15 protein-coding genes and 1 pseudogene are annotated in these 19394 nt (G+C 73.5%); 8 read left to right on the top strand and 8 right to left on the bottom strand.

The annotated features are described in order from the left end of the window. Nucleotides 1–94: 94 nt before the first annotated feature. From ABZ725_RS15785 to lnt, 4 genes are all read right to left on the bottom strand, one after another. A complete protein-coding gene (locus tag ABZ725_RS15785; protein ID WP_358803236.1) occupies nt 95–2068 on the bottom strand; it encodes a helix-turn-helix domain-containing protein in 1974 nt (657 codons plus the stop codon). A gap of 75 nt (nt 2069–2143) precedes the next feature. After that, nucleotides 2144–2959 (bottom strand): 3-hydroxybutyrate dehydrogenase, encoded by an 816-nt coding sequence (locus tag ABZ725_RS15780; RefSeq protein WP_358803235.1) that lies wholly within the window; start codon nt 2957–2959, stop codon nt 2144–2146. A 54-nt stretch (nt 2960–3013) separates the two neighbouring features. Next, nucleotides 3014–3493, bottom strand: coding sequence for an NUDIX domain-containing protein (locus ABZ725_RS15775; protein ID WP_351916974.1), 480 nt, complete (start codon nt 3491–3493; stop codon nt 3014–3016). 27 nt (nt 3494–3520) lie between these two features. After that, nucleotides 3521–5131, bottom strand: a complete 1611-nt coding sequence (gene lnt, locus ABZ725_RS15770) for an apolipoprotein N-acyltransferase (protein WP_358803234.1) — start codon at nt 5129–5131, stop codon at nt 3521–3523. A gap of 314 nt (nt 5132–5445) precedes the next feature. Here lnt and ABZ725_RS15765 point away from each other — a divergent pair, with 314 nt between their 5' ends. Further along, nucleotides 5446–6471, top strand: coding sequence for an O-antigen ligase family protein (locus ABZ725_RS15765; protein ID WP_358803233.1), 1026 nt, complete (start codon nt 5446–5448; stop codon nt 6469–6471). A 17-nt stretch (nt 6472–6488) separates the two neighbouring features. Here the strand turns inward: ABZ725_RS15765 and ABZ725_RS15760 are convergent, their stop codons facing one another. Both ABZ725_RS15760 and ABZ725_RS15755 read right to left on the bottom strand, forming a co-directional pair. Continuing rightward, nucleotides 6489–7064 carry a hypothetical protein gene (locus ABZ725_RS15760; RefSeq protein WP_351916980.1) on the bottom strand — a complete coding sequence of 192 codons (576 nt, stop codon included), beginning with the start codon at nt 7062–7064 and terminating at the stop codon, nt 6489–6491. 89 nt (nt 7065–7153) lie between these two features. After that, nucleotides 7154–7942: an aspartate/glutamate racemase family protein gene (locus ABZ725_RS15755; RefSeq protein ID WP_358803232.1), complete on the bottom strand. Its 789-nt coding sequence runs from the start codon at nt 7940–7942 to the stop codon at nt 7154–7156. Nucleotides 7943–7999: 57 nt separating this feature from the next. Between ABZ725_RS15755 and ABZ725_RS15750 the strand changes: the two genes are divergently transcribed. Then, nucleotides 8000–9175 carry a glycosyltransferase gene (locus ABZ725_RS15750; RefSeq protein WP_358803231.1) on the top strand — a complete coding sequence of 392 codons (1176 nt, stop codon included), beginning with the start codon at nt 8000–8002 and terminating at the stop codon, nt 9173–9175. A gap of 18 nt (nt 9176–9193) precedes the next feature. On the opposite strand, the gene ABZ725_RS15745 is transcribed toward ABZ725_RS15750, so the two are convergent. Further along, entirely contained in the window at nt 9194–10513 is a 1320-nt protein-coding gene (locus ABZ725_RS15745; RefSeq protein WP_358803263.1) for a TerD family protein, read from the bottom strand. Between the two features lie 302 nt (nt 10514–10815). Between ABZ725_RS15745 and ABZ725_RS15740 the strand changes: the two genes are divergently transcribed. The 4 genes and pseudogenes from ABZ725_RS15740 (at nt 10816) to ABZ725_RS15725 (ending at nt 15434) form a co-directional block, all read left to right on the top strand. Beyond that, on the top strand, nt 10816–11250 hold the full coding sequence (locus ABZ725_RS15740) for a DUF6643 family protein (protein ID WP_351916984.1): 435 nt from the start codon (nt 10816–10818) through the stop codon (nt 11248–11250). Nucleotides 11251–11293: 43 nt separating this feature from the next. Continuing rightward, a pseudogene (locus tag ABZ725_RS15735) lies at nt 11294–12093 on the top strand (MOSC N-terminal beta barrel domain-containing protein). A gap of 180 nt (nt 12094–12273) precedes the next feature. Continuing rightward, the gene (locus ABZ725_RS15730; RefSeq protein ID WP_358803262.1) at nt 12274–12879 is read left to right on the top strand and encodes a hypothetical protein; all 606 of its coding nucleotides are present in this window, start codon (nt 12274–12276) and stop codon (nt 12877–12879) included. A gap of 107 nt (nt 12880–12986) precedes the next feature. Further along, nucleotides 12987–15434, top strand: coding sequence for a right-handed parallel beta-helix repeat-containing protein (locus ABZ725_RS15725; RefSeq protein WP_358803230.1), 2448 nt, complete (start codon nt 12987–12989; stop codon nt 15432–15434). Nucleotides 15435–15439: 5 nt separating this feature from the next. Here the strand turns inward: ABZ725_RS15725 and ABZ725_RS15720 are convergent, their stop codons facing one another. Then, the gene (locus ABZ725_RS15720) at nt 15440–17746 is read right to left on the bottom strand and encodes a hypothetical protein (protein WP_358803229.1); all 2307 of its coding nucleotides are present in this window, start codon (nt 17744–17746) and stop codon (nt 15440–15442) included. 293 nt (nt 17747–18039) lie between these two features. Here ABZ725_RS15720 and ABZ725_RS15715 point away from each other — a divergent pair, with 293 nt between their 5' ends. Both ABZ725_RS15715 and ABZ725_RS15710 read left to right on the top strand, forming a co-directional pair. Beyond that, on the top strand, nt 18040–18870 hold the full coding sequence (locus ABZ725_RS15715; RefSeq protein WP_358803228.1) for a DeoR/GlpR family DNA-binding transcription regulator: 831 nt from the start codon (nt 18040–18042) through the stop codon (nt 18868–18870). Nucleotides 18871–18922: 52 nt separating this feature from the next. Beyond that, the gene (locus tag ABZ725_RS15710; RefSeq protein ID WP_358803227.1) at nt 18923–19393 is read left to right on the top strand and encodes an SRPBCC family protein; all 471 of its coding nucleotides are present in this window, start codon (nt 18923–18925) and stop codon (nt 19391–19393) included. The last annotated feature ends 1 nt before the right edge of the window (nt 19394 follow it).

The following is a 19394-nucleotide window of genomic DNA, read 5'->3' as shown; positions in this document are numbered from 1 at the left end:
CTTGAGGACGCAGGTTTCCGGCCACAACCGAAATAGTTCCGAAAGGCGTCTGTTCAACCGCCGATCGACCTGCCTCCCTGCCTCCGTACGACGGTCAGTTCCGGGCCGGAAGCGCCAACCGGTGCAATCTCAGAGCCAGTTGGACCTCCAGTGCACGGGCCGGGCGCTGCCAGTCGTCGCCCAGAAGACGGCGGACGCGCTCCAGACGCTGGGCCACCGTGTTGACGTGGACGTGGAGTTCATCCTTGGTGCGGGCGGGACTCATGCCCGAGGCGAAGTACGCGTCGAGCGTGCGCAACAGATCGGTGCCGCGCTGTTCGTCGTAGGCGACGACCCGGCCTATGGTGCGGTCGACGAAACCGGCCACGTCCCGGTCGCCGGCGAGGAGCAGCCCCAGGAAGCCGAAGTCCTCGGCCGCCGACCCGTCGCCGGACCGGCCCAGCAGCCGCAGGGCGTCCAGACAGCGGCGGCCCTCCTCGTATGCGGCGGCCACCGCGTCCGGGCCGGCGGTGAGGCCGTGCACCGGGGCGGACGCACCGACGGTGACCGTCGCACGGACGGCGGCGCCCAGTTGCAGCGCGGTACGGCGGGCCAACTGCGTGGCGGTGTCGCCGGGTTCCAGGGACAGCAGCAGGACGGTTCCGCCGTCGCGGGCCGCGGCCAGGCCGTGCCGGGTGGCGGCGAGGTGGGAGGCGGCGGACCACAGTCGACGGCGGGCAGCCGCCTCCTGCTCGGCGTCGGGCCCGGCTCTCTCGGGCCCGGCGGTCTCGGGCCCGGCGGTCTCAGGTGTGGCGGCGTCGAGGCGGGCCGCGAGCACGACATGCGGCGCGTCGAGGTCGGCGTGCAGCCGGGCGGCACGCTCGCGCAGCAGCCGCGGGTCGCGGTCGCGGGCGTCGAGCAGGTCGTCGAGGAGCTCGCCGCGGACGCGCTGCTCCGCCTCGGCCGCCGAGCGGCGCGCCAGGAGCAGCAGGGACGTCACCGTCGCGGCCCGCTCCAGGGTGAGTTGGTCGACCGGGTCGAGTCCTGGGCGGCCGCGCAGCACCAGGGCGCCGAGCAGTTCCCCGCCCGCCGCCACCGCCGCGATCCAGTCGTCCTCGTGCCGTACGGCATGGCCCTGCGCGCGGGACGCCTCCACCGCGTCGGCCGGTGCGCACTCCGTGAACTCCACGGCGCTGCCGAGCACTTGGGACACCGCGGCCGCCACGTCGTGGACCCCGCCGCCGCGCAGGACCAGTTCGGTCAGGCGGTCATGGACGTCGGAGGCGCGCTCGATGACCGCACTGCGGTCCCGGATGATCTCGTTGGCGCGCTCCAGACCGGCCAGGGCCGAGCGGGTCTCGGTGAGCAGGTCGGCCGTGTCGAGGGCGGCCGCGGCGAGCGCGGCGAAGGATCCGAGCAGGGCGATCTGCTCGCGTTCGAAGACCCGGGCCCGCCGGTCGGCGGCGAACAGCACCCCGATGACGTTCGGTCCCAGCGTCAGCGGAACCCCGAGAATCGCCACCAGCCCCTCGTCCCGCACGCCCGCGTCGATGGTCGCCGTGTGCCGGAAGCGGTCGTCCCGGAAGTAGTCGTCGGTGACGTACGGACGCGCCGTCTGGGCGACCAGGCCGCCGAGCCCCTCCCCCATGCCCAGGCGCAGCTGCTGGAAGCGGGCCGCGACGGAGCCTTCGGTGACCCGCATGTAGGTGTCGCCCCTGGCCGGGTCGTTCAGGCTGAGGTAGGCGACGTCGGTCCCGAGCAGCGAGCGGGCCCGTTGCACGATGGCCCGCAGGACCGCGTCCGCGTCACGCAGGCCCGCGAGGTCGTGGGCCGTCTCGAAGAGCGCCGAGAGCTCGGCCTCCCTGCGCCGTCGGCCCTCCAGCTCCGTGCGCACCCGCAGCGCGAGCAGCCTGGCGTGTTCGAGTGCCGCGATCCGCTCGCCGGAGACCCCCTCGGCGCGGGCCAGCAGCACGGGCCGGTCGTACGCCTCGGCGGCCGCACCCCGGGCGAGCAGTTCGAGGAACGGCGCGTCGGCGTCGTCGGCGGGGGCGGGGGCTGCGACGGCGCCCTTCACGTGATCGCGGGACATGCCCTCAGGATTCCTCATCGCCGGGCCGCCCCGTCGGCCCTGTGGAAAACTCCGTCGGAGCCGGGCGGCCAGGGCTCAGTGCGCGGTCCAGCCGCCGTCGAGGACCAGCGACGTGCCCGTCACGAAGGACGCCTGCGGGGCGCACAGATAGGCGACGGCCTCGGCGACCTCCTCCGGTTCGACGAGCCGTTTGACGGCGCTGCGCTGCAGCAGGACCTCGGTCAGCACGCGTTCCTCGGGGATGCCGTGCGTGCGCGCCTGGTCGACGAGCTGCCGCTGCACGAGCGGGGTGCGCACATAGCCGGGGTTGACGCAGTTGGACGTCACACCGTGGGCCGCGCCTTCGAGGGCGACGGTCTTGGACAGGCCCTCGAGCCCGTGTTTCGCGGCGACGTACGCCGACTTGTAGGCGGAGGCGCGCAGTCCGTGGACGGAGGACACATTGACGACGCGGCCCCACCCCTGCTCGTACATATGGGGCAGGGCGCCGCGGACGAGCCGGAACGGCGCCTCCAGCATCACGGTGAGCATCGTGTGGAAGACGTCCGGCGGGAACTCCTCCAGGGGAGCCACCCGTTGCAGGCCGGCGTTGTTGACCAGCACGTCGGTCCCGGCGGCGGCGCGTTCGGCGGCGTCCAGGTCGGTGAGGTCCAGGACCTGGGGTGCGACCGAGCCGGGCAGCCCGGCCGCGTCCTCGGCGAGCCGCTCCAGGCCGGCCGCGTCCCGGTCGACGGCCCGGACCTCGGCCCCGGCGGCCGCGAGCCGCAGGGCGCAGGCGTGTCCGATGCCGCCGGCGGCGCCGGTGACGAGGGCGGTGCGGCCGCCGAGGTCGAGCGCGGGGGCGACGGGGCCGGAGGCGGCGGCGGGGGAGGCGGCCCGGGGCGAAGTCATGCCTCGACCCTAGGCAGGGCCACGCCCTCGCCCCATGTGGTCACCGCCCACACTTCACTCCGAAGTCGTGGTGTCGAACCATGTGGGTTCGTCGGAGAGCGCCTGCTTGATCCGGAACAGCTGCCGCTCCCGCATCGGCGGCAGGGCGTCCACCGCGAACCAGCCCACCGCGATCGACTCGTCGTCGTTGACCCGGGCCTCGCCGCCGACGGCCCGGCAGCGGAAGGTGACGTCCATGAACTGGCACTTGTCGCCGTTCGGATACTCCACCCGCCGCCCGGCGCGGACCAGGACGACCCGCTCGGGGACGCACCTCACGCCCGCCTCCTCGTACACCTCCCGCACGGCGCAGTCCGCGGGCTGCTCGCCCGGGTCCGGGATGCCCGAGATCACGCACCACTCGTGGTTGTCCGCCCGCTGTCCCAGCAGCACCCGGCCCTCGTCGTCGAGGACGACGGCGCTGACGCCGGGAAGCCAGAGCAGTTGGTGGCCCGCGGAGGCCCGGATCTCGGTGATGAACTCAGGAGTCGGCATACGACCGACCCTATCCAAGCGGCCTGGTCAGTCCGTCGCGCTGCGCCGGGCCCGCACCCCGGCGCCGATCGCCCAGCCCAGACCGCCGGCGGCGACGAGCACCAGGGCGATCTCGGGCAGGATGCCCAGCTTCGTGGCCGGGGTCTCCGAGGAGCGCAGGGGCACCTTCTGCACCAGGGAGTCCGCGACGAACATGCCGGTCTTCTGGGTGATCCTCCCGTCCGGCATGATGATCGCGCTGACGCCGCTGGTCACGGGCACCGTCACGGTCCGGCTGTGCTCGACGGCGCGGACGCGCGACATGGCGAGCTGCTGGTAGGTCATCTCGCTGCGGTCGAAGGTGGCGTTGTTGCTGGGCACGGAGATCATCTGCGCTCCGTGCGTGACCGTGTCCCGAACGGCCCAGTCGAAGGCCGCCTCGTAGCAGGTGGCGAGGCCGACCTTGGCGCCGTCCATGTCGAAGACGCCCGGCTTGCTGCCCCGGCTGAAGTCCTGGTGGACCATGGAGGTCCAGGTCTCGTTGATGGCGCCGATGAACGAGCGCAGCGGGAGGTACTCCCCGAACGGCTGGACCTGCCGCTTGTCGTACGTCTGGGTCGGGCCCTCGACCGGGTCCCACAGGATCTGCTCGTTGTAGAGCTTGCCGTCCCGCTCGACGACCCCGCCGACCGAGATCGGCGCACCGATCGCCTTGGCCGCCTTGTCGATGACGGCGGCGGCGTCCGCATAGGCGAAGGGGTCGATGTCGGAGGAGTTCTCGGGCCACAGCACGAAGTCGGGCTGGGCGACCTTGCCCGCCTTGACCTCGGCGGCCAGCCGCTCCGTCTCCCGCACGTGGTAGTCGAGCACGGCCCGGCGCTGGGCGTTGAACTCCAGGCCGAGGCGGGGCACGTTGCCCTGGATGACGGCGACCGTCGCGGTGCCGTCCTCCGCCTTGTCGCTCACCAGCGTGCGGGACGCCAGGGCGGCCACGACCGGGACGGCCATGCTGAGCAGGGCCACGGCGGCCGCCGACCGCCGCACCTCGCCCGAGCGCCGCCGCTCCAGGACGAGGCGCACGACGTCGTACAGGCCGAAGCCGCACAGGACGACCGCGAAGCCGAGCACGGGGGTACCGCCGAGCGCGGCGAGGGGCAGGAACACGCCGTCCGCCTGGCCGAAGGCGATCTTGCCCCAGGGGAAGCCGCGGAAGGGCACACGCGCGCGTGCCGCCTCGCCGGCGATCCAGAGCGCGGCCGCCCACACCGGCCAGGCCGGCAGCTTCGACACCGCGGCGACGCCGACACCGACCAGCGCGACGAAGACCGCCTCGATGGCCACCAGGGCCAGCCAGGGCCCCGGGCCGACCTCGACGCCGGTCCACACCAGGAGCGGCAGCAGGAAACCCAGCCCGAAGAGGTAGCCGAGACCGAAGGCCGCCTTCCAGCTCCGGCCGCGCAGCACCCAGCCGAAGATCGCGAAGGCCGGCAGCGCCAGCCACCACAGCGTGCGCGGCGGGAAGCTGACGTAGAGCAGCACTCCGGAGAGCGCCGCTGCGGCGGCCGGGACGAGGCGCAGGAGCCGGGCGCCGCGCGCGGTCGGCGCGGTGCGGGGCTCCAGCTCGTCCGACTGGCCCACGGAAGTTGCGGTGACGGTCACTCCGGGAGTGTACGGCGCGTGACCTTTTGGCCGACAGCGCAGTCCGCCGGGGCGGGCGCACCACCCCGGCGCACGACCCCGGCGCAACTCATCCACAAACCGCCCATCAGCCGTTACGGTGTGCCAGAGCTCCGGTCGCGCGGGCGGTCGGGGTCCGTCACGGTTCAGGGCCGTCACGGTCGCGGGGGCGACCGGGTTCGGGGGGACGGGTGGGTTCCACGGGGATGACGTCTGCGGCCGGAACGGGCGCGGACGGCGACAACGGAGAAACCGGAGAGACCGGAGAAAGACGAAACGTTTCTGACGCGGCGGGCGTGGCCGTGCTCGGGGCCTGCGCCGTCTGGTCCCTGGTCACCGCCGCCGTGCACGGCGGACGCCCCGAGGGCGTCCTGCTCGCGGTGCTGGCGCTGGCCGCCGGATACGCGGCGGGGCGGATCTCCGGAGCGCTGCTGCCGGTCGCCGCGCCCTGCGCCGGGGCGGTGGCGGGGCTCACGCTGACGGTGACGCTGCCCCGGCTCGCCCCGGGACCCGAGACCGTGGCGCCGCTGGGCCACGCCGGCGCCACCGCCGCCGTGCTGACGCTGTCGGCCGGCGCCGCGTGCTGCGCCGCGTGGGCCACGCGCGTGCCGCTGCTACGGGTCGCGCTGTGGCTGCTCGCCGCCGGCGGCGCGGTCGCCGGGGCGCTCCTGGGCTCGACCACGGCCGTGGTGACCTGTTCTGCCGTGCTGCTGTGCTCCCTGGCCACCGGCCGGATCCGCCACCGGGGTCCGGCGCTCGCGACGCTGGCCGCCGCCACCGCCCTGGTGACGGGCCTGACCTGGGCGGTCGCCGCGAAAGCGCTGCCGGCCGGCCTCACCGGCGCGCTGACGGACCAGCTCACGCCGCGCCGGATCGATCTGTGGCACGACGCCCTGGGCATGGCCCGCCGCGAGGCCGGCCTCGGCGTGGGCCCCGGACGCTTCGGAGAGCTGAGCCCGACGGCGGCCGAGGCGTCGCTGTCCGACGGCAAGCCGCACTCGGCGCCGCTGCAGCTGGCGGCGGAGCAGGGCGTCGTCGGAAGTCTGCTGCTCGCCGCGGTCTTCTGCTGGGTGCTGTTCGCGCTCTGGCGCGCGCCGCGCCCCACGCCGGTGGTCCTCAGCGCAGGTGCCACACTCACGGCTCTCGCCGCCGTCGCCGCGATCGGCAACGCGCTGAGTTTCACCACGGTCTCGGTGGGCGCGGGGCTGCTGGCCGGCCTGGCCACGGCCCGACCGCTCGCCCAGGAGCAGCCCGCGCTGCCCGAAGCGGCGTCGGAGTTCGTCGAGAGGGACCTGCACCACGGCGACCGCCCGGCCGCCTGACGGACAGGGGTCGCAGGTCAGTGCGCGGCGCCCGGCGTGCCCGTCCGCAGCCGGTCCCTGATGGCGCGGACGGCCGACTCCGCATCGTCCACGGTGATCGTGAAGGAGTGCCCGTCCCAGAGCCGCAGCACCACGCCCTCGCCCCGGCGCACGACGACCGCGGTGCCCATCTCCGGCCGCCAGCGATAACCCCAGCCGCCCCAGTGGCGCGGGGTGACATGCGGTTCGAAGTCGGCTCCGGCGACATGGGACAGCGGGATGCGACGGCGCGGCACGCCGATGTGGCCGCAGCGCACTTCGACGCACTCCTTGTCGAGCTTCAGGTCGACGTGGACGAAGGCGAGGGTGCCGAAGAGGACCAGCAGCCCGGCCGCGATGCAGCCGACGACGGCCATCGCGAGCGGGGCGATGCCCGACGTCCACGCGGAGTCGACGGCGAGCTCGACGCCGAGCGCCATACAGGCGGCGCCGACGAGCGCGAGCAGCCACTGGAACCGGTTCGTCGCGCGGCCGGTCCACACGTCGGGATGCGGGGCGTCGTGATGCGGGACGTCCGGAAGCGGGGTGCTCTCGTCGTGGGCGTGGTCCCTCATACACATGAGGTTACTCAGGTTTCGCTGCGCCGGTAGCACGTTGCGCAGGGTGACTGCTCCGCCCGGGGAGACCGGTCGGCAGCCGCAGATCAGGGGGCCGGGCTGACCGCCGCCTGGAGCAGTCGGCCTTCCGGGTAGGCCAGCGCGGGCGCCGGGAGAGCGCCCACCCGGCCGCTGAGGAGAACCGTCACTGCGCCGAGGGCGGACGTCTCGGGTTCGGGGCGCGCGCCGATCCGGCGCAGTGCCTGCGCGGCCACGGCGCCCGCCGAGCCGTGCAGGACGAGCGGCGGACGCCCGGGACGCTGCACGGCCGCGCGGATGCGGTCGGCGACCAGCTCGTAGTGGGTACAGCCCAGGACCACGGTCGTCACATCGTCGGGGGTGAGGGCGGCGGCCGCGGCGACCGCGGCGTCGATCGCCGACTCGTCCGCGTGCTCCACGGCCTCGGCCAGCCCCCAGCAGGGCACCTCGGCGACCGTGACGCCGTCGGCGAAGTCCTCGATCAGGCCGCGCTGGTAGGGGCTGCCGGTGGTGGCGGGCGTGGCCCAGATCGCGACGGGGCCGCCGCCGGCCGCGGCCGGCTTGATCGCCGGGACGGTGCCGATCACCGGGACGGCGGGTTCCAGACGGGCCCGCAGGGCCGACAGGGCGTGCACGGTCGCCGTGTTGCAGCCGACGATCAGGGCCTCGGGCCGGTACCTGGCCGCGGCCTCGGCGACGGCCACGGCCCGCGCGGTGAGGTCCTGCGTGGTGCGCGCGCCCCAGGGCATGCCGTCGGGGTCGAGGGAGAGCACGAGATCGGCGTCGGGTCGCAGGCGCCGTACCGCGGCGGTGGCCGCCAGCAGACCGATTCCGGAGTCCATGAGCGCGATCTTCACCCGGCCACGATAGACGATGTGCTCTTGCGGCCGGGCCGGGTGGGGCAGACTGCGCGCGTGAGCGCCATCGTGTGGATCGCCGCCCTGTCCCTGGCCGCCTGGCTGTGGCTGCTGCTCTGTCAGGGTTTCTTCTGGCGCACGGACGTCAGGCTCCCCGCCCGCAGGGATCCGCAGGAGTGGCCGTCGGTCTGTGTCGTGGTCCCCGCGCGCGACGAGGCGGCGGTGCTGTCCGAGAGCCTGCCCTCACTGCTCGCGCAGGACTATCCGGGGCGGGCGGAGATCTTCCTCGTCGACGACGGCAGCCGCGACGGCACGGGCGAGCTGGCGCGCACGCTCGCCCGGCAGCACGGCGGGCTCCCGCTGACCGTGGACTCACCGGGCGAACCGCCCGCGGGCTGGACCGGGAAGCTGTGGGCGGTGCGCCACGGAGTCGGCCTGGCACGCGCGCGTGAGCCCGAGTACCTCCTCCTGACGGACGCCGACATCGCGCACGCCCCCGACAGCCTGCGGGAACTGGTGGCGGCGGCGTGCACCGGGGGGTTCGACGTCGTCTCGCAGATGGCCCGGCTACGGGTGGAGAGCCTGTGGGAGCGGCTGGTGGTGCCGGCCTTCGTCTACTTCTTCGCGCAGCTCTACCCCTTCCGACGGATCGGCCGGCGCGGGTCGCGGACGGCGGCCGCCGCGGGCGGCTGCGTCCTGCTGCGCACCGAGGCGGCCGAGCGGGCGCGGATCCCGGACGCCATCCGGCAGGCCGTCATCGACGACGTGGCACTCGCGCGGGCCGTGAAGTCCGGGGGCGGCCACATCTGGCTGGGACTGGCGGACCGCGTCGACAGCGTGCGCCCGTATCCGAGGCTGCACGACCTGTGGCGGATGGTGTCGCGCAGCGCCTACGCGCAGCTGCGGCACAACCCGCTGCTGCTCGTCGGCACGGTGCTCGGCCTCGCCCTGGTGTACCTGGCGCCGCCGCTCGCGCTGCTCGGCGGGCTCGCCGTCGGCAGCACGGCCGCCGCGGTGTTCGGCGGCCTGGCGTGGCTGGTGATGACGGGGACCTATCTGCCGATGCTCCGCTACTTCCGTCAGCCGCTGTGGCTCGCCCCTCTGCTGCCGTTCACCGCGTTCCTCTACCTCCTGATGACGGTCGATTCCGCGGTCCAGCACCACCGGGGGCGCGGTGCGGCCTGGAAGGGCCGCACCTACGCACGTCCGGACGCCGTCGCCGACGAGGGCTGAGTCCGTCGGGAGACCCCTTTACTTACGGCCCGGCGTCCAGTTCATGCCCCACCCGTAGGCGTAGTCGACGGTGCGCTGCGGGCTCACCCCGCGGTCGGGCACCAGGTAGCGGGCCTCGCGCTGGACGACGAGGTCGCCGCCGTGGTTGGTGATCAGCGCGAGCGCGCAGACGGTCGACGGGACCGTGCACTCGTCCAGCGAGAAGTCGATCGGTGCGCCGTACTGGGGTTGCAGGGTGACCGTGGCGTGCAGGTCGGCGAAGGAGCGCGCGCCCTCGTAGATGGTCACGAAGACGAGGATGCGCCGGAAGTCGCTCCTGTGGTCGAGGTTGACGGTGAGGTTCTCGCCGCTCGCCACGGCGCCGGTGCGGTCGTCGCCGTCGAGGTGGATGTAGGGCGGCTGGTGCAGGGCGCCGAAGGAGTTGCCGAGAGCCTGGACCACGCCCTTGCGGCCGTCGGCGAGCTCGAACAGGGCGCACAGGTCGAGGTCGAGGTCGTTGTGCAGGGCCATCGCGCGCCCGCGCTTGCTGCCCCACCCGGAGAACTGCTTGCGCACCTCCCAGTTGAGGTTCACCCGCAGGGCGCCCGAGGTGCCGCCCTGCTTGCTCAGGGACACCGAGGGTGCGGCCTTGGTGAGCGTCACCTTGGTCAGCCGGACCGGCGCGACGGGCGGGGCCGGCGGCGCGGAGGGCGGGCCCTGGTGGACGGGCGGGGGCACGGTGACCGGGAAGGCGGGCACCATCGGCGGCGGAGGCGGCGGTGACTGAGGCGGCACCGGCGGTGTCCGGGGCGTCGTCGGAGCGGGGGCGGCCGCGTGCTGCGGCTCGTCCACGGTGATCCCGAAGTCGGTGGCCAGCCCCTCGAGACCGCTGCCGTAGCCCTGGCCGACGGCCCGGAACTTCCAGACGCCCTGGCGGCGGTAGAACTCGCCCAGCACGAAGGCCGTCTCGACCGTGGCGCCCGCGCTGTCGAACCGTGCCACGACCGTGCCCTGTGCCGCGTCACGTACCTCGATGTAGAGGTCCGGTACCCGGCCGAACGCGCCGCCGTCCGTCGAGGCGGCCAGGACGACGGTCTCGATCGCGGGCTCCACGCGCGCGAGGTCGACGACAAGGGTGTCGGTCACCCGGCCTCCGGCGTCGCGTTTGCCTTCGTGGCGGACGGCTCCGGAGGAATGGGCCGGCTGGTTGTAGAAGACGAAATCGGCGTCGGAGCGGACCTTTCCGCCCACGAGCAGCAGCGCCGAGGCGTCCGCGTCCGGAACTCCCGGTCCCGAGCGCCACCCCAATTCCACCCGCAGTGCCGTGGTCGGCACCGGAGCATTGGAACCCTTCGACATTGACATGTACGCCCCCATCGCGTGTCGGTGCGCAAGGCAGCACGCGCCCCGGCACCCCTCCGGTCTGTCTACCCCGCCAACCTATTGCGCAGGACGGCGAAGGCCCATGAGGAGCACAGGAACAGCCCTGGCCAACCCTTGGTAACCCGCCGGGAACTCGGCCTTTACACGATCCGTGCGCGGATTGCCGTCCTTTTTTCCCAAGTTCGCTCGCATTGGGGCTCCAAGGTCACTGCCGACACGGAAAACAACCCTCTTATCGGTCTCCCCAACCAGCACATCGTGGGCTTAACTTATGTGCCATGACCTCCCCCCGCTCCACCTATGGCGGCGGCTACTACGCCTCCTTCCCGGACACTCCGATCTACGACTCGCTCGTGGCCGAGCGGGGGACCCCGCAGATCGCCCCGATCCGGGTCCCCGCCGCGTACGACATGGGCATGGGCGGCAGCAACCTGCCCGCGTTGCCGTCGGCGCTGCCCGCGCTCCCGGCGGGTCCGTCCCAGCAGCCCTACGGCTACCCGCAGGCGCAGCAGCCCTCGCCGCTGCAGCAGGCCCCGGCGGCGTACATCCCGCCGCAGGCCGGCCCGCCGCGCGGCTACCCCGGTCCCCAGGCGCAGCAGCAGCGCCCGGCGGGTCCCGGCACGGGCTACGAGGCGATGCGCCCGGCCGCTCCCCGGCCCGCCGCGCCGCAGTACCAGGACCCGTACAACAACCAGCAGTACCGCGGCTACTAAACAGCCGTCCGAGGTCGTCGGCGCCGCCTGGCAGGATGACCTCATGGGCACCGCGCACCTGCTGTCGATTCACGTCCATCCGGTCAAGGCGTTCCGGGGCCAGGAGCCCCGTACGGCCGTAGTGGAGCCCTGGGGGCTGGCCGGAGACCGACGCTGGGCACTGATCGACGGCGGGGGAAAGGTCGTCACACAACGTCAGCAGCCGCGCCTCGCACTGGCCGCCGCCGAGCTTCTGCCCGGCGGCGGCGTGCGTCTGTCCGCGCCCGGTCTGGAGCCGCTGACCGTGGCGGTGCCCGAGCCGGTGGGCACGGTGTCGTTGCAGATCTTCCGCGACAAGGTGGAGGGGGTCCTCGCCGACGACGCCGCGCACGCCTGGTGCAGCGCCCACGTGGGCGCCGACGTCCGGCTCGTGCACATGGACGACCCCGCGACGCGCTGCCCGGCGATACCGTCACCTTCGCCGACGGATTTCCGCTGCTGGCCGCCGCCACCGCCTCCCTCGACGCCCTCAACTCCCTGATCGCTCGGGGCGAGCACGCCGAGGAGGGACCGCTGCCGATGAACCGTTTCCGGCCCAACCTGGTCGTGGCGGGCACCGACCCCTGGGCCGAGGACGGCTGGTCGCGCCTCGCGGTCGGCGAGGTCGAGTTCCGGGTCGCCAAACCGTGCGGCCGGTGTGTCGTGACCACCACCGACCAGGGCACCGCGGAGCGCGGCAGGGAACCCCTGTACACCCTGGGCCGGCACCGGCGCCTCGGCGGCAAGCTGGTCTTCGGCCAGAACCTGGTGCCCCTCTCCCACGGCACGATCACCGTCGGCGATCCGGTGCGCGTCATCGCCTAGCCCCCCGTTCGGCGAGCCCGCCGATCCGTGGGAACCCCCACCCGGTCCTGAAGCGTTGGGATTGCGTGAGAAGTTCATGAGACGTCCCGAGCCCTGGTGATTTCGCTCTCTCTTTCACCGGGCTCGCGCGTGAACGGCTCCGCCGGGGGTTATCACGGAGCGGGGAAGGGGGTGCGGACGGTGCGAGCGATCGGCGGAATCTGGCGCTGGCGACACAACCCGCTGCGCCGTAGGACGGATCTGGTCGAGGCGTGGGTGGCCCTGTCGGCCCTGCTCCTGATCCTCCTCGTCGCGCCGGCGGTGGGCTCCCTCGTGGGCGGCGTCGCGCAGGACGTCCTGCAGCGATCGGTCCGCGAGCAGCGCGAGTCGCGTCACGAGGTCACGGCCACCGTGGTGCGGAAGGCGGACGGTTCGCCGCTGGAGGTGGATCCCGAGACCTCCACCGGCCGGGAGGCCCGTACCCGGGTGGTCGCGGACTGGACCGCACCGGACGGCACCGCGCAGCACGGCACGGTCCTGGCGGGCCTCAAGACCCCGCACAGCGGCGACCGCTTCGAGATATGGACGGACGGCCACGGCCGCCCGACGGCCCGCCCGCTGGACTCCGCCACGGCGACGACGCACGCCGTGCTCGCCGGCTTCGGCACGGCCCTGCTCACCGCGGGCGCCGTCGAGGCCGGCCGGCGGCTGATCGTCTGGCGCATGGTCCGCCGCCGGTACGCCCGTTGGGACCAGGCATGGGACCGGGCGGGCCCGGACTGGGGCCGCACCGGCACCGGCAGCTGACGGCCTTTCGTCTCTGGTCAACCCACCACCCGCGCGCACGCTACGGTGGTCCGGCCGAACCATTCGGCATCAACCCGCGTACCACGAGGTGGGGGCACAGCAACGCCATGGCACAGGGCACGGTCCAGGTGACGCACACCGGCACATCGAGGTGGCGGCGCCGCACGGGTGAGTACGCATCGCTCGCCGCCGCCCTGGAGGCCGCGGCCGAGGGGGACGTCCTCACCATCGCTCCCGGCACCTACCGGGAGAACCTCGTCGTGCAGCGGTCGGTGACCCTGCGCGGCCCCGAGGGCTCCCCGGGTTCCGTGCGCCTGGCGCCGCCGGACGGGGTGCCGCTGACGGTGCGCGCCTCGGCCGTGGTGCAGGACCTGCATGTGGAGGGCCAGGACGCGGCCGCGCCCGCGGTGCTCGTCGAGGAGGGCACGCCCGAGCTGCTGGACCTGCGGATCGTCACGCGGTCCGCGGCGGGCATCGAGGTACGCGGCAGCGCGCGCCCGACGGTCCGGCGGTGCACCGTCGACAACCCGGCGGGCATCGGCATCGCCGTGGTCGACGGCGGCGGCGGTGTCTTCGAGGAGTGCGAGGTAGTCGCCGCAGGTCAGGCGGGCGTCTCGGTGCGCGGGGGCGGCCACCCCCGGCTGGAGCGCTGCCGGGTGCACCACACCTCGGGCGCGGGCCTGAGCGCGACCGGCGAGAACTCCGCCCTGGAGGCGGTGGGTTGCGAGGTCTACGAGGTCCGGGGCAGCGGCGTCCAGATCACCGCCCGGGCCGCCGCGCACCTCACGGACTGCGATGTGCACCGCACCACGGCCGACGGCGTCACCCTCGACACGGACGCGGTGCTCACGCTGGCGGACTGCCGGATCCACGACATCCCGGAGAACGCGGTCGATCTGCGCTCCCGCTCGGTGCTGACCCTGACCCGTACGACGGTGCGTCAGTTCGGTCGCAACGGGCTGTCGGTGTGGGACCCGGGCACGCGCGTGGACGCCAACCAGTGCGAGATCTTCGACAGCACCGGCGACTACCCGGCCGTCTGGGTCAGCGACGGCGCCACCGCGGTCCTCGACTCCTGCCGGGTGCACGACGTGCCGGACGCGCTGTTCGTCCTCGACCGCGGCTCCCGCGCGGACGTCGTCGACAGCGACCTCTCCCAGGTCCGCAACACGGCCGTGTCGGTGAGCGACGGCGCGACGGCCCAGCTCGACGACTGCCGGATCCGGGACGCGGCGACCGGCGCGTGGTTCCGCGACCACGGCAGCGGCGGCACCCTCAACAACTGCACCGTGGACGGCACGCAGACCGGCGTGATCGTCACCAAGGGCGCCGACCCCACCGTCGAGCGCTGCACGGTGGACTCCCCCGCCGAGGCCGGGTTCTATGTGTCGGCCGGCGGCCGCGGCAGCTTCCTGAACTGCCGGGTGACCAACAGCGGCGGCTACGGCTTCCATGTGATAGACGGCAGTCGTACGACGCTGCGCAAGTGCCGTACGGAGCGCTGTGCGCGGGGCGGCTACGAGTTCGCGGACGCCGGGGGCGACGCCACGTCCGGTTCCGGCCCCGTGGTCGAGGACTGCACCAGCGACGAGAGCGCGGGGGTGCGGACTCCGGGCGCCTCGGCGGTCCCGGAACCGGCCGTGCAGACGACCGCCCAGTCGCCGGGCCTGCTCGGCGCGATCCCCGAACAGCGCGCCACGGTGCCCGAGGCGCAGCCGTCCGCCGCCGACCCGGAGATCTCGGTGCGGGCCTCCAAGGACGTGCTCGGTGAGCTGGACACCCTGGTGGGCCTGGACAGCGTCAAGCGCGAGGTGCGGGCCCTCATCGACATGATCGAGGTCGGCCGGCGCCGTCAGCAGGCGGGGCTCAAGGCGGCGTCCGTCAAGCGCCATCTGGTCTTCACCGGCTCCCCCGGCACCGGCAAGACGACGGTCGCGCGCCTCTACGGCGAGATCCTCGCCTCTCTCCACGTCCTGGAGAAGGGCCATCTCGTCGAGGTGTCCCGGGTCGATCTGGTCGGCGAGCACATCGGCTCGACGGCGATCCGCACCCAGGAGGCCTTCCAACGGGCGCACGGCGGTGTGCTGTTCATCGACGAGGCGTATGCGCTGTCGCCGGAGGACGCGGGCCGCGACTTCGGCAAGGAGGCCATCGACACCCTGGTGAAGCTGATGGAGGACCACCGGGACTCCGTCGTCGTGATCGTCGCGGGCTACACGGCGGAGATGGAGCGGTTCCTCTCGGTCAACCCCGGGGTGGCGTCCCGTTTCTCGCGGACCATCACCTTCGGCGACTACGGCCCCGAGGAGTTGCTGCGGATCGTGGAGCAGCAGGCCGAGGAGCACGAGTACCAGCTGGGTCCGGCCACCTCGGAGGCCCTGCTGAAGTACTTCACGGAACTCCCGAAGGGCCCCGCGTTCGGCAACGGGCGTACCGCGCGCCAGACGTTCGAGGCGATGGTGGAGCGGCACGCGAGCCGCGTCGCGCAGGTGGCGGAGCCCAGCAAGGACGATCTGACGTTGCTGTACGCGGAGGACCTGCCCGAGCTGCCCTGACCCGGTCATGTGCGCTGCACGGGAACCTCCGGTCGCAGCCGGGCCAGCAGCAGCTCGCGTTCTTCCGCGAACGCCGGGTCGGCCTGGTAGTCGGAGTGGCCCAGGACGGGCGTGGGCAGCGGGTGCGCCTCGGTGCGGCCGTACGCAAGCGGGTCGGCGAGGGGCTCGCGGTCCACCTGGGGGCCGCAGTCGTCGCCGGACAGCCGCACCGGACCGCCGATGGGGTCGGTCGGCCGGTACAGGTTGCGCCAGCAGTCGATGTCCTGGTGCAGGGCGTCGAGGGCTTCGGGTCCGAAGTGGGCCGGGAACCAGCGGCCGTAGAGGCGCTCGATCGGGGAGCCGTAGGTGAGCAGGGCGACCCGTTTGCGGTCGGAGGGTTTCAGCTGCCAGGCCGCGGCGGCCGCGAGGACACTGCCCTGGGAGTGGCCGGAGATGACGAGGCGTCCGCCGGTGGCCCGCGTCCAGGAGGCCATGCGCCAGGTCAGGTCGGGTACCGCGCGCTCGGCATAGCAGGGCGGGGCGAAGGGGTGCGCGGCTCTCGGCCAGAAGGTGCCGACGTCCCAGAGGATGCCGATGGTGCGCCGCGCGGAGGCGTCCTTGTAGGCGCGCCTGCCCCAGGTGACGAACAGTATGAAGCCGAGTCCGATGAGCCAGGAGCCCAGTGCCTGCACGGTCTGGGCCGCGCCGTGCACGAAGGGCTGAGCCGTCTCCCCGGCCCGGACCGGTGTCTTCCCGGTGCCGAAGGCGCCGACGAGCGCGCCCGCGCCCAGCAGCAGCGTCGCGGTGGAGGTGACGGCGACGAGGAGCGGGGCGCGGTCGGTGAGCGTGGCTATCGCGCGGGCCCGGGCGATGCGCCGGGTGCGGGACGGGTCGCCGGGCGCCACCCCGTACTCGCTGATCACCTTGTCCTGCTCGGCCCGGGTCAGCAGCAGGGTCTGGCGGCCGAGCACCGCGCACAGCACGAGCAGGACGACGAGCAGCACGGGGATCACGGACGCCTGCCAGGTCAGCAGGACCGGCGGTCCGTCGAGGAAGGTTCCGGTGCCGTCGAGCCAGTCCGACACCCGCTGCGAGACACCGCCGGACATCACGCCGCCCAGGGCGCAGGCCAGCATCGCGACCGCGGGCCCGCCCAGCCCGTTCAGGGCACAGCGTTCCCCGGGCGTGGCGGTGCTCTGCGGGCAGTGGTGCAGGGCGCGGGCGACGATCGCGAGGACGATCACCAGGGCTCCCTGGGCGATGGCGAGGCCGCCGAAGGTCGCGTCGCCCGGGAGGCGGCCCTCGGAGGTCCAGCCGGGGCGGTCCCAGCCGGCGTACACGAGCGTCAGGGCGAGCAGGACCAGGGCGGCCGACGGCAGGCGGTGCACGAGGTGGGCGTCGAGGCGACGGTCGAGGCGGCGTTCGCTGCGGCCCCGGCGGCACACCACCCACGCCGTGACCAGCGCGCCCGTGAACAGGGACGCCTCCAGCAGCCGTCCGAGCACGTCGAGGAGGGCCGGGCCGCCGGGCCGGCGGTCCTGGCGGGCGGCCGCGGTGCCGACCGCCGCGGCCACCGTGAGCAGGCCGGCCGCGGTGTGGGCGGCGCGCAGGCGGGCCACCAGGCGGCGCCCGTACCAGAAGCCGGGCCGGCCGAGTGCGGTGTGCCCGGGGCCGTTCTCGGGTTCGGGCGTGCGGTCGAGGGGTTCCTGGGACTCGTACGCCCGCCAGGTGCGGTGGGAGAGATACCAGAGGAGGCCGACGAGTGCGGTCGGGACGAGCGCCGCGAGGGCGAGCCGACGGCCGGGCAGGCTCCACCAGCCGCCGTCGGAGACCGTCGGCGAGAGGAAGCCCAGCCAGGAGTGACGCTCTGCGCACGCGGGCGTGCCCGCGCACTGCCAGGCCGTCAGGTCGAGGGCGACCTCGCAGGCCGCGGCGACGAGCAGCACCGTCAGGCTCAGCGCGGCGAGCCGCACCAGCAGCCCGTAGAACCGCACCGCGCGGGTGCGTTCGCGGGCGGCGGCGGGGCGCATCCAGTGGGCGAGGTTGACGACCATGAACGGCAGCAGCAACAGCCACAGGGCGCGGGTGCCGTTGCCGGAGGTGAGGTTGGACCAGACGTAGGCCTCGGGGACCGGGGTCGCGCGACCGCGGTCGTCGCCGGGGTCCGGGGCGGAGTCGGCGGCGACGTCCTCGGCGCGTCGGAAGACGGCCGCCGTCTCGTCACCGGTGATCCGCACCGTGCGCGGATCGTTCAGCATCTTCTCGGGCGTGGCGCCACCCACGCCGTGGACCAGGAGTTCCAGGGCGGCTCCGCCCGGAGCGGTACGTTTCACTGTTCGCACTTCCCCCGTGACACGCTTTCGACCGGTGTCCGTAATGTGCCCGTGCGGGCATAAGGATCGCCGCTCGGCGGCCCTGATACACCTCTCGTCACGGAATCTCCCCGGAGCGTGCGAGGGACACGCGCGCTTTCCTACGAGTGGCATGCACGCGTCGGGGTGATGGCACAGCTGTGAGCGAGCCGTGCGAGGATGGGGCACCCGCACACCGGCGTCGGGAGAAATTTCCTTGTCGGAGCAGGTGAGCGGGCCTGTCGGACGGTGTGAGGGAAAGGACCGGAGCGTACGTGAGTGAGAATCAGAACCTCCTCGCGGAGCAGCGTCGCGCCCTGATCCTTGACGAGGTACGGCGTCGTGGCGGTGTCCGGGTCAATGAGCTGACCCGCAAGCTCGGCGTGTCGGACATGACGGTGCGGCGCGATCTCGACGCGCTGGCGCGGCAGGGTGTCCTGGAGAAGGTGCACGGCGGGGCGGTGCCGGTCGTGGAGGCGAGCACCCACGAGCCGGGCTTCGAGGCGAAGTCGGGCCTGGAGCTGACCGCCAAGGAGGACATCGCGAAGGCCGCGGCGGAGCTCGTCGTCCCGGGCAGCGCGATCGCGCTGTCGGGCGGTACGACCACGTACGCGCTGGCGCATCACCTGGTGGACGTGCCGGATCTGACCGTGGTGACCAACTCGGTGCGGGTGGCCGACGTCTTCCACATGGCGCAGCGCACCTCGGGCCCGCGGCAGGGCGCGGCCACGGTCGTGCTGACCGGCGGGGTGCGCACTCCGTCGGACTCGCTGGTGGGCCCGGTCGCCGACCAGGCCATCGCGGCGCTCCACTTCGACATGCTGTTCCTCGGTGTGCACGGCATATCGGCCGAGGCGGGCCTGTCGACGCCGAACCTCGCGGAGGCCGAGACCAACCGGCGGCTGGTGCAGTCGGCGCGCCGGGTCGTGGTGGTCGCGGACCACACCAAGTGGGGTGTGGTGGGCTTGAGTTCGTTCGCGGCGCTGGAGCAGGTCGACACGCTGGTGACGGACGGGGGGCTGCCCGCCGAGGCACGCTCGGAGATCTCCGAACAGCTGCGGCTGCTGGTGGTCGCGGGCGAGCCCGCCGAGGGTGCAGACATCTGACGGGGCTGCGGCTAGGGTGACGCCCCCGTCGACCTAGGGGGTTCGTGTCGCCATGGCCCGTCGTCTGCGCTCCGAAGGGCTCGAATTCGTCGATACCGCTCCCGTGCGCATGGTCTTCACCCGGGAGCTCTCCGCTCCCCCGGAGCGGGTCTTCCACGCGCTGGCCGACGACGTCGCGGGCTGGGCCGAGTGGTTCGCGGCCGTGGCAGCCGTCCAGCCGCTCGACGGCGGCGCGGGACGTGACGTACGGCTGCGGGGCGGCACGCGTTTCCGGGAGACGGTCCTGGTGGCGAAGGCGCCGGAGGTGTACGCGTATCGCGTGGACGTCACCAATGTGCCGGGGGTCCGGGCCCTGGTCGAGGAGTGGCGGCTGACGCCCGCCGGCGCAGGAACGCAGGTGCGATGGACCTTCGCGACGGACGGGACGAGGGTGTTCCGGGGCGTGGCCCGCCTGGCCGGGCCGGGCCTGGGACGCTCCTTCCGGGGCGCGGTCACCGCACTGGACCGAAGGCTCGCCGCCTAGG

This window comes from Streptomyces sp. NPDC006872, from assembly GCF_040635845.1.
Taxonomy (GTDB): domain Bacteria; phylum Actinomycetota; class Actinomycetes; order Streptomycetales; family Streptomycetaceae; genus Streptomyces.
The sequence above is the reverse complement of the archived record's forward strand: the minus strand, read 5'-3'. Positions and strand labels throughout refer to the sequence as shown.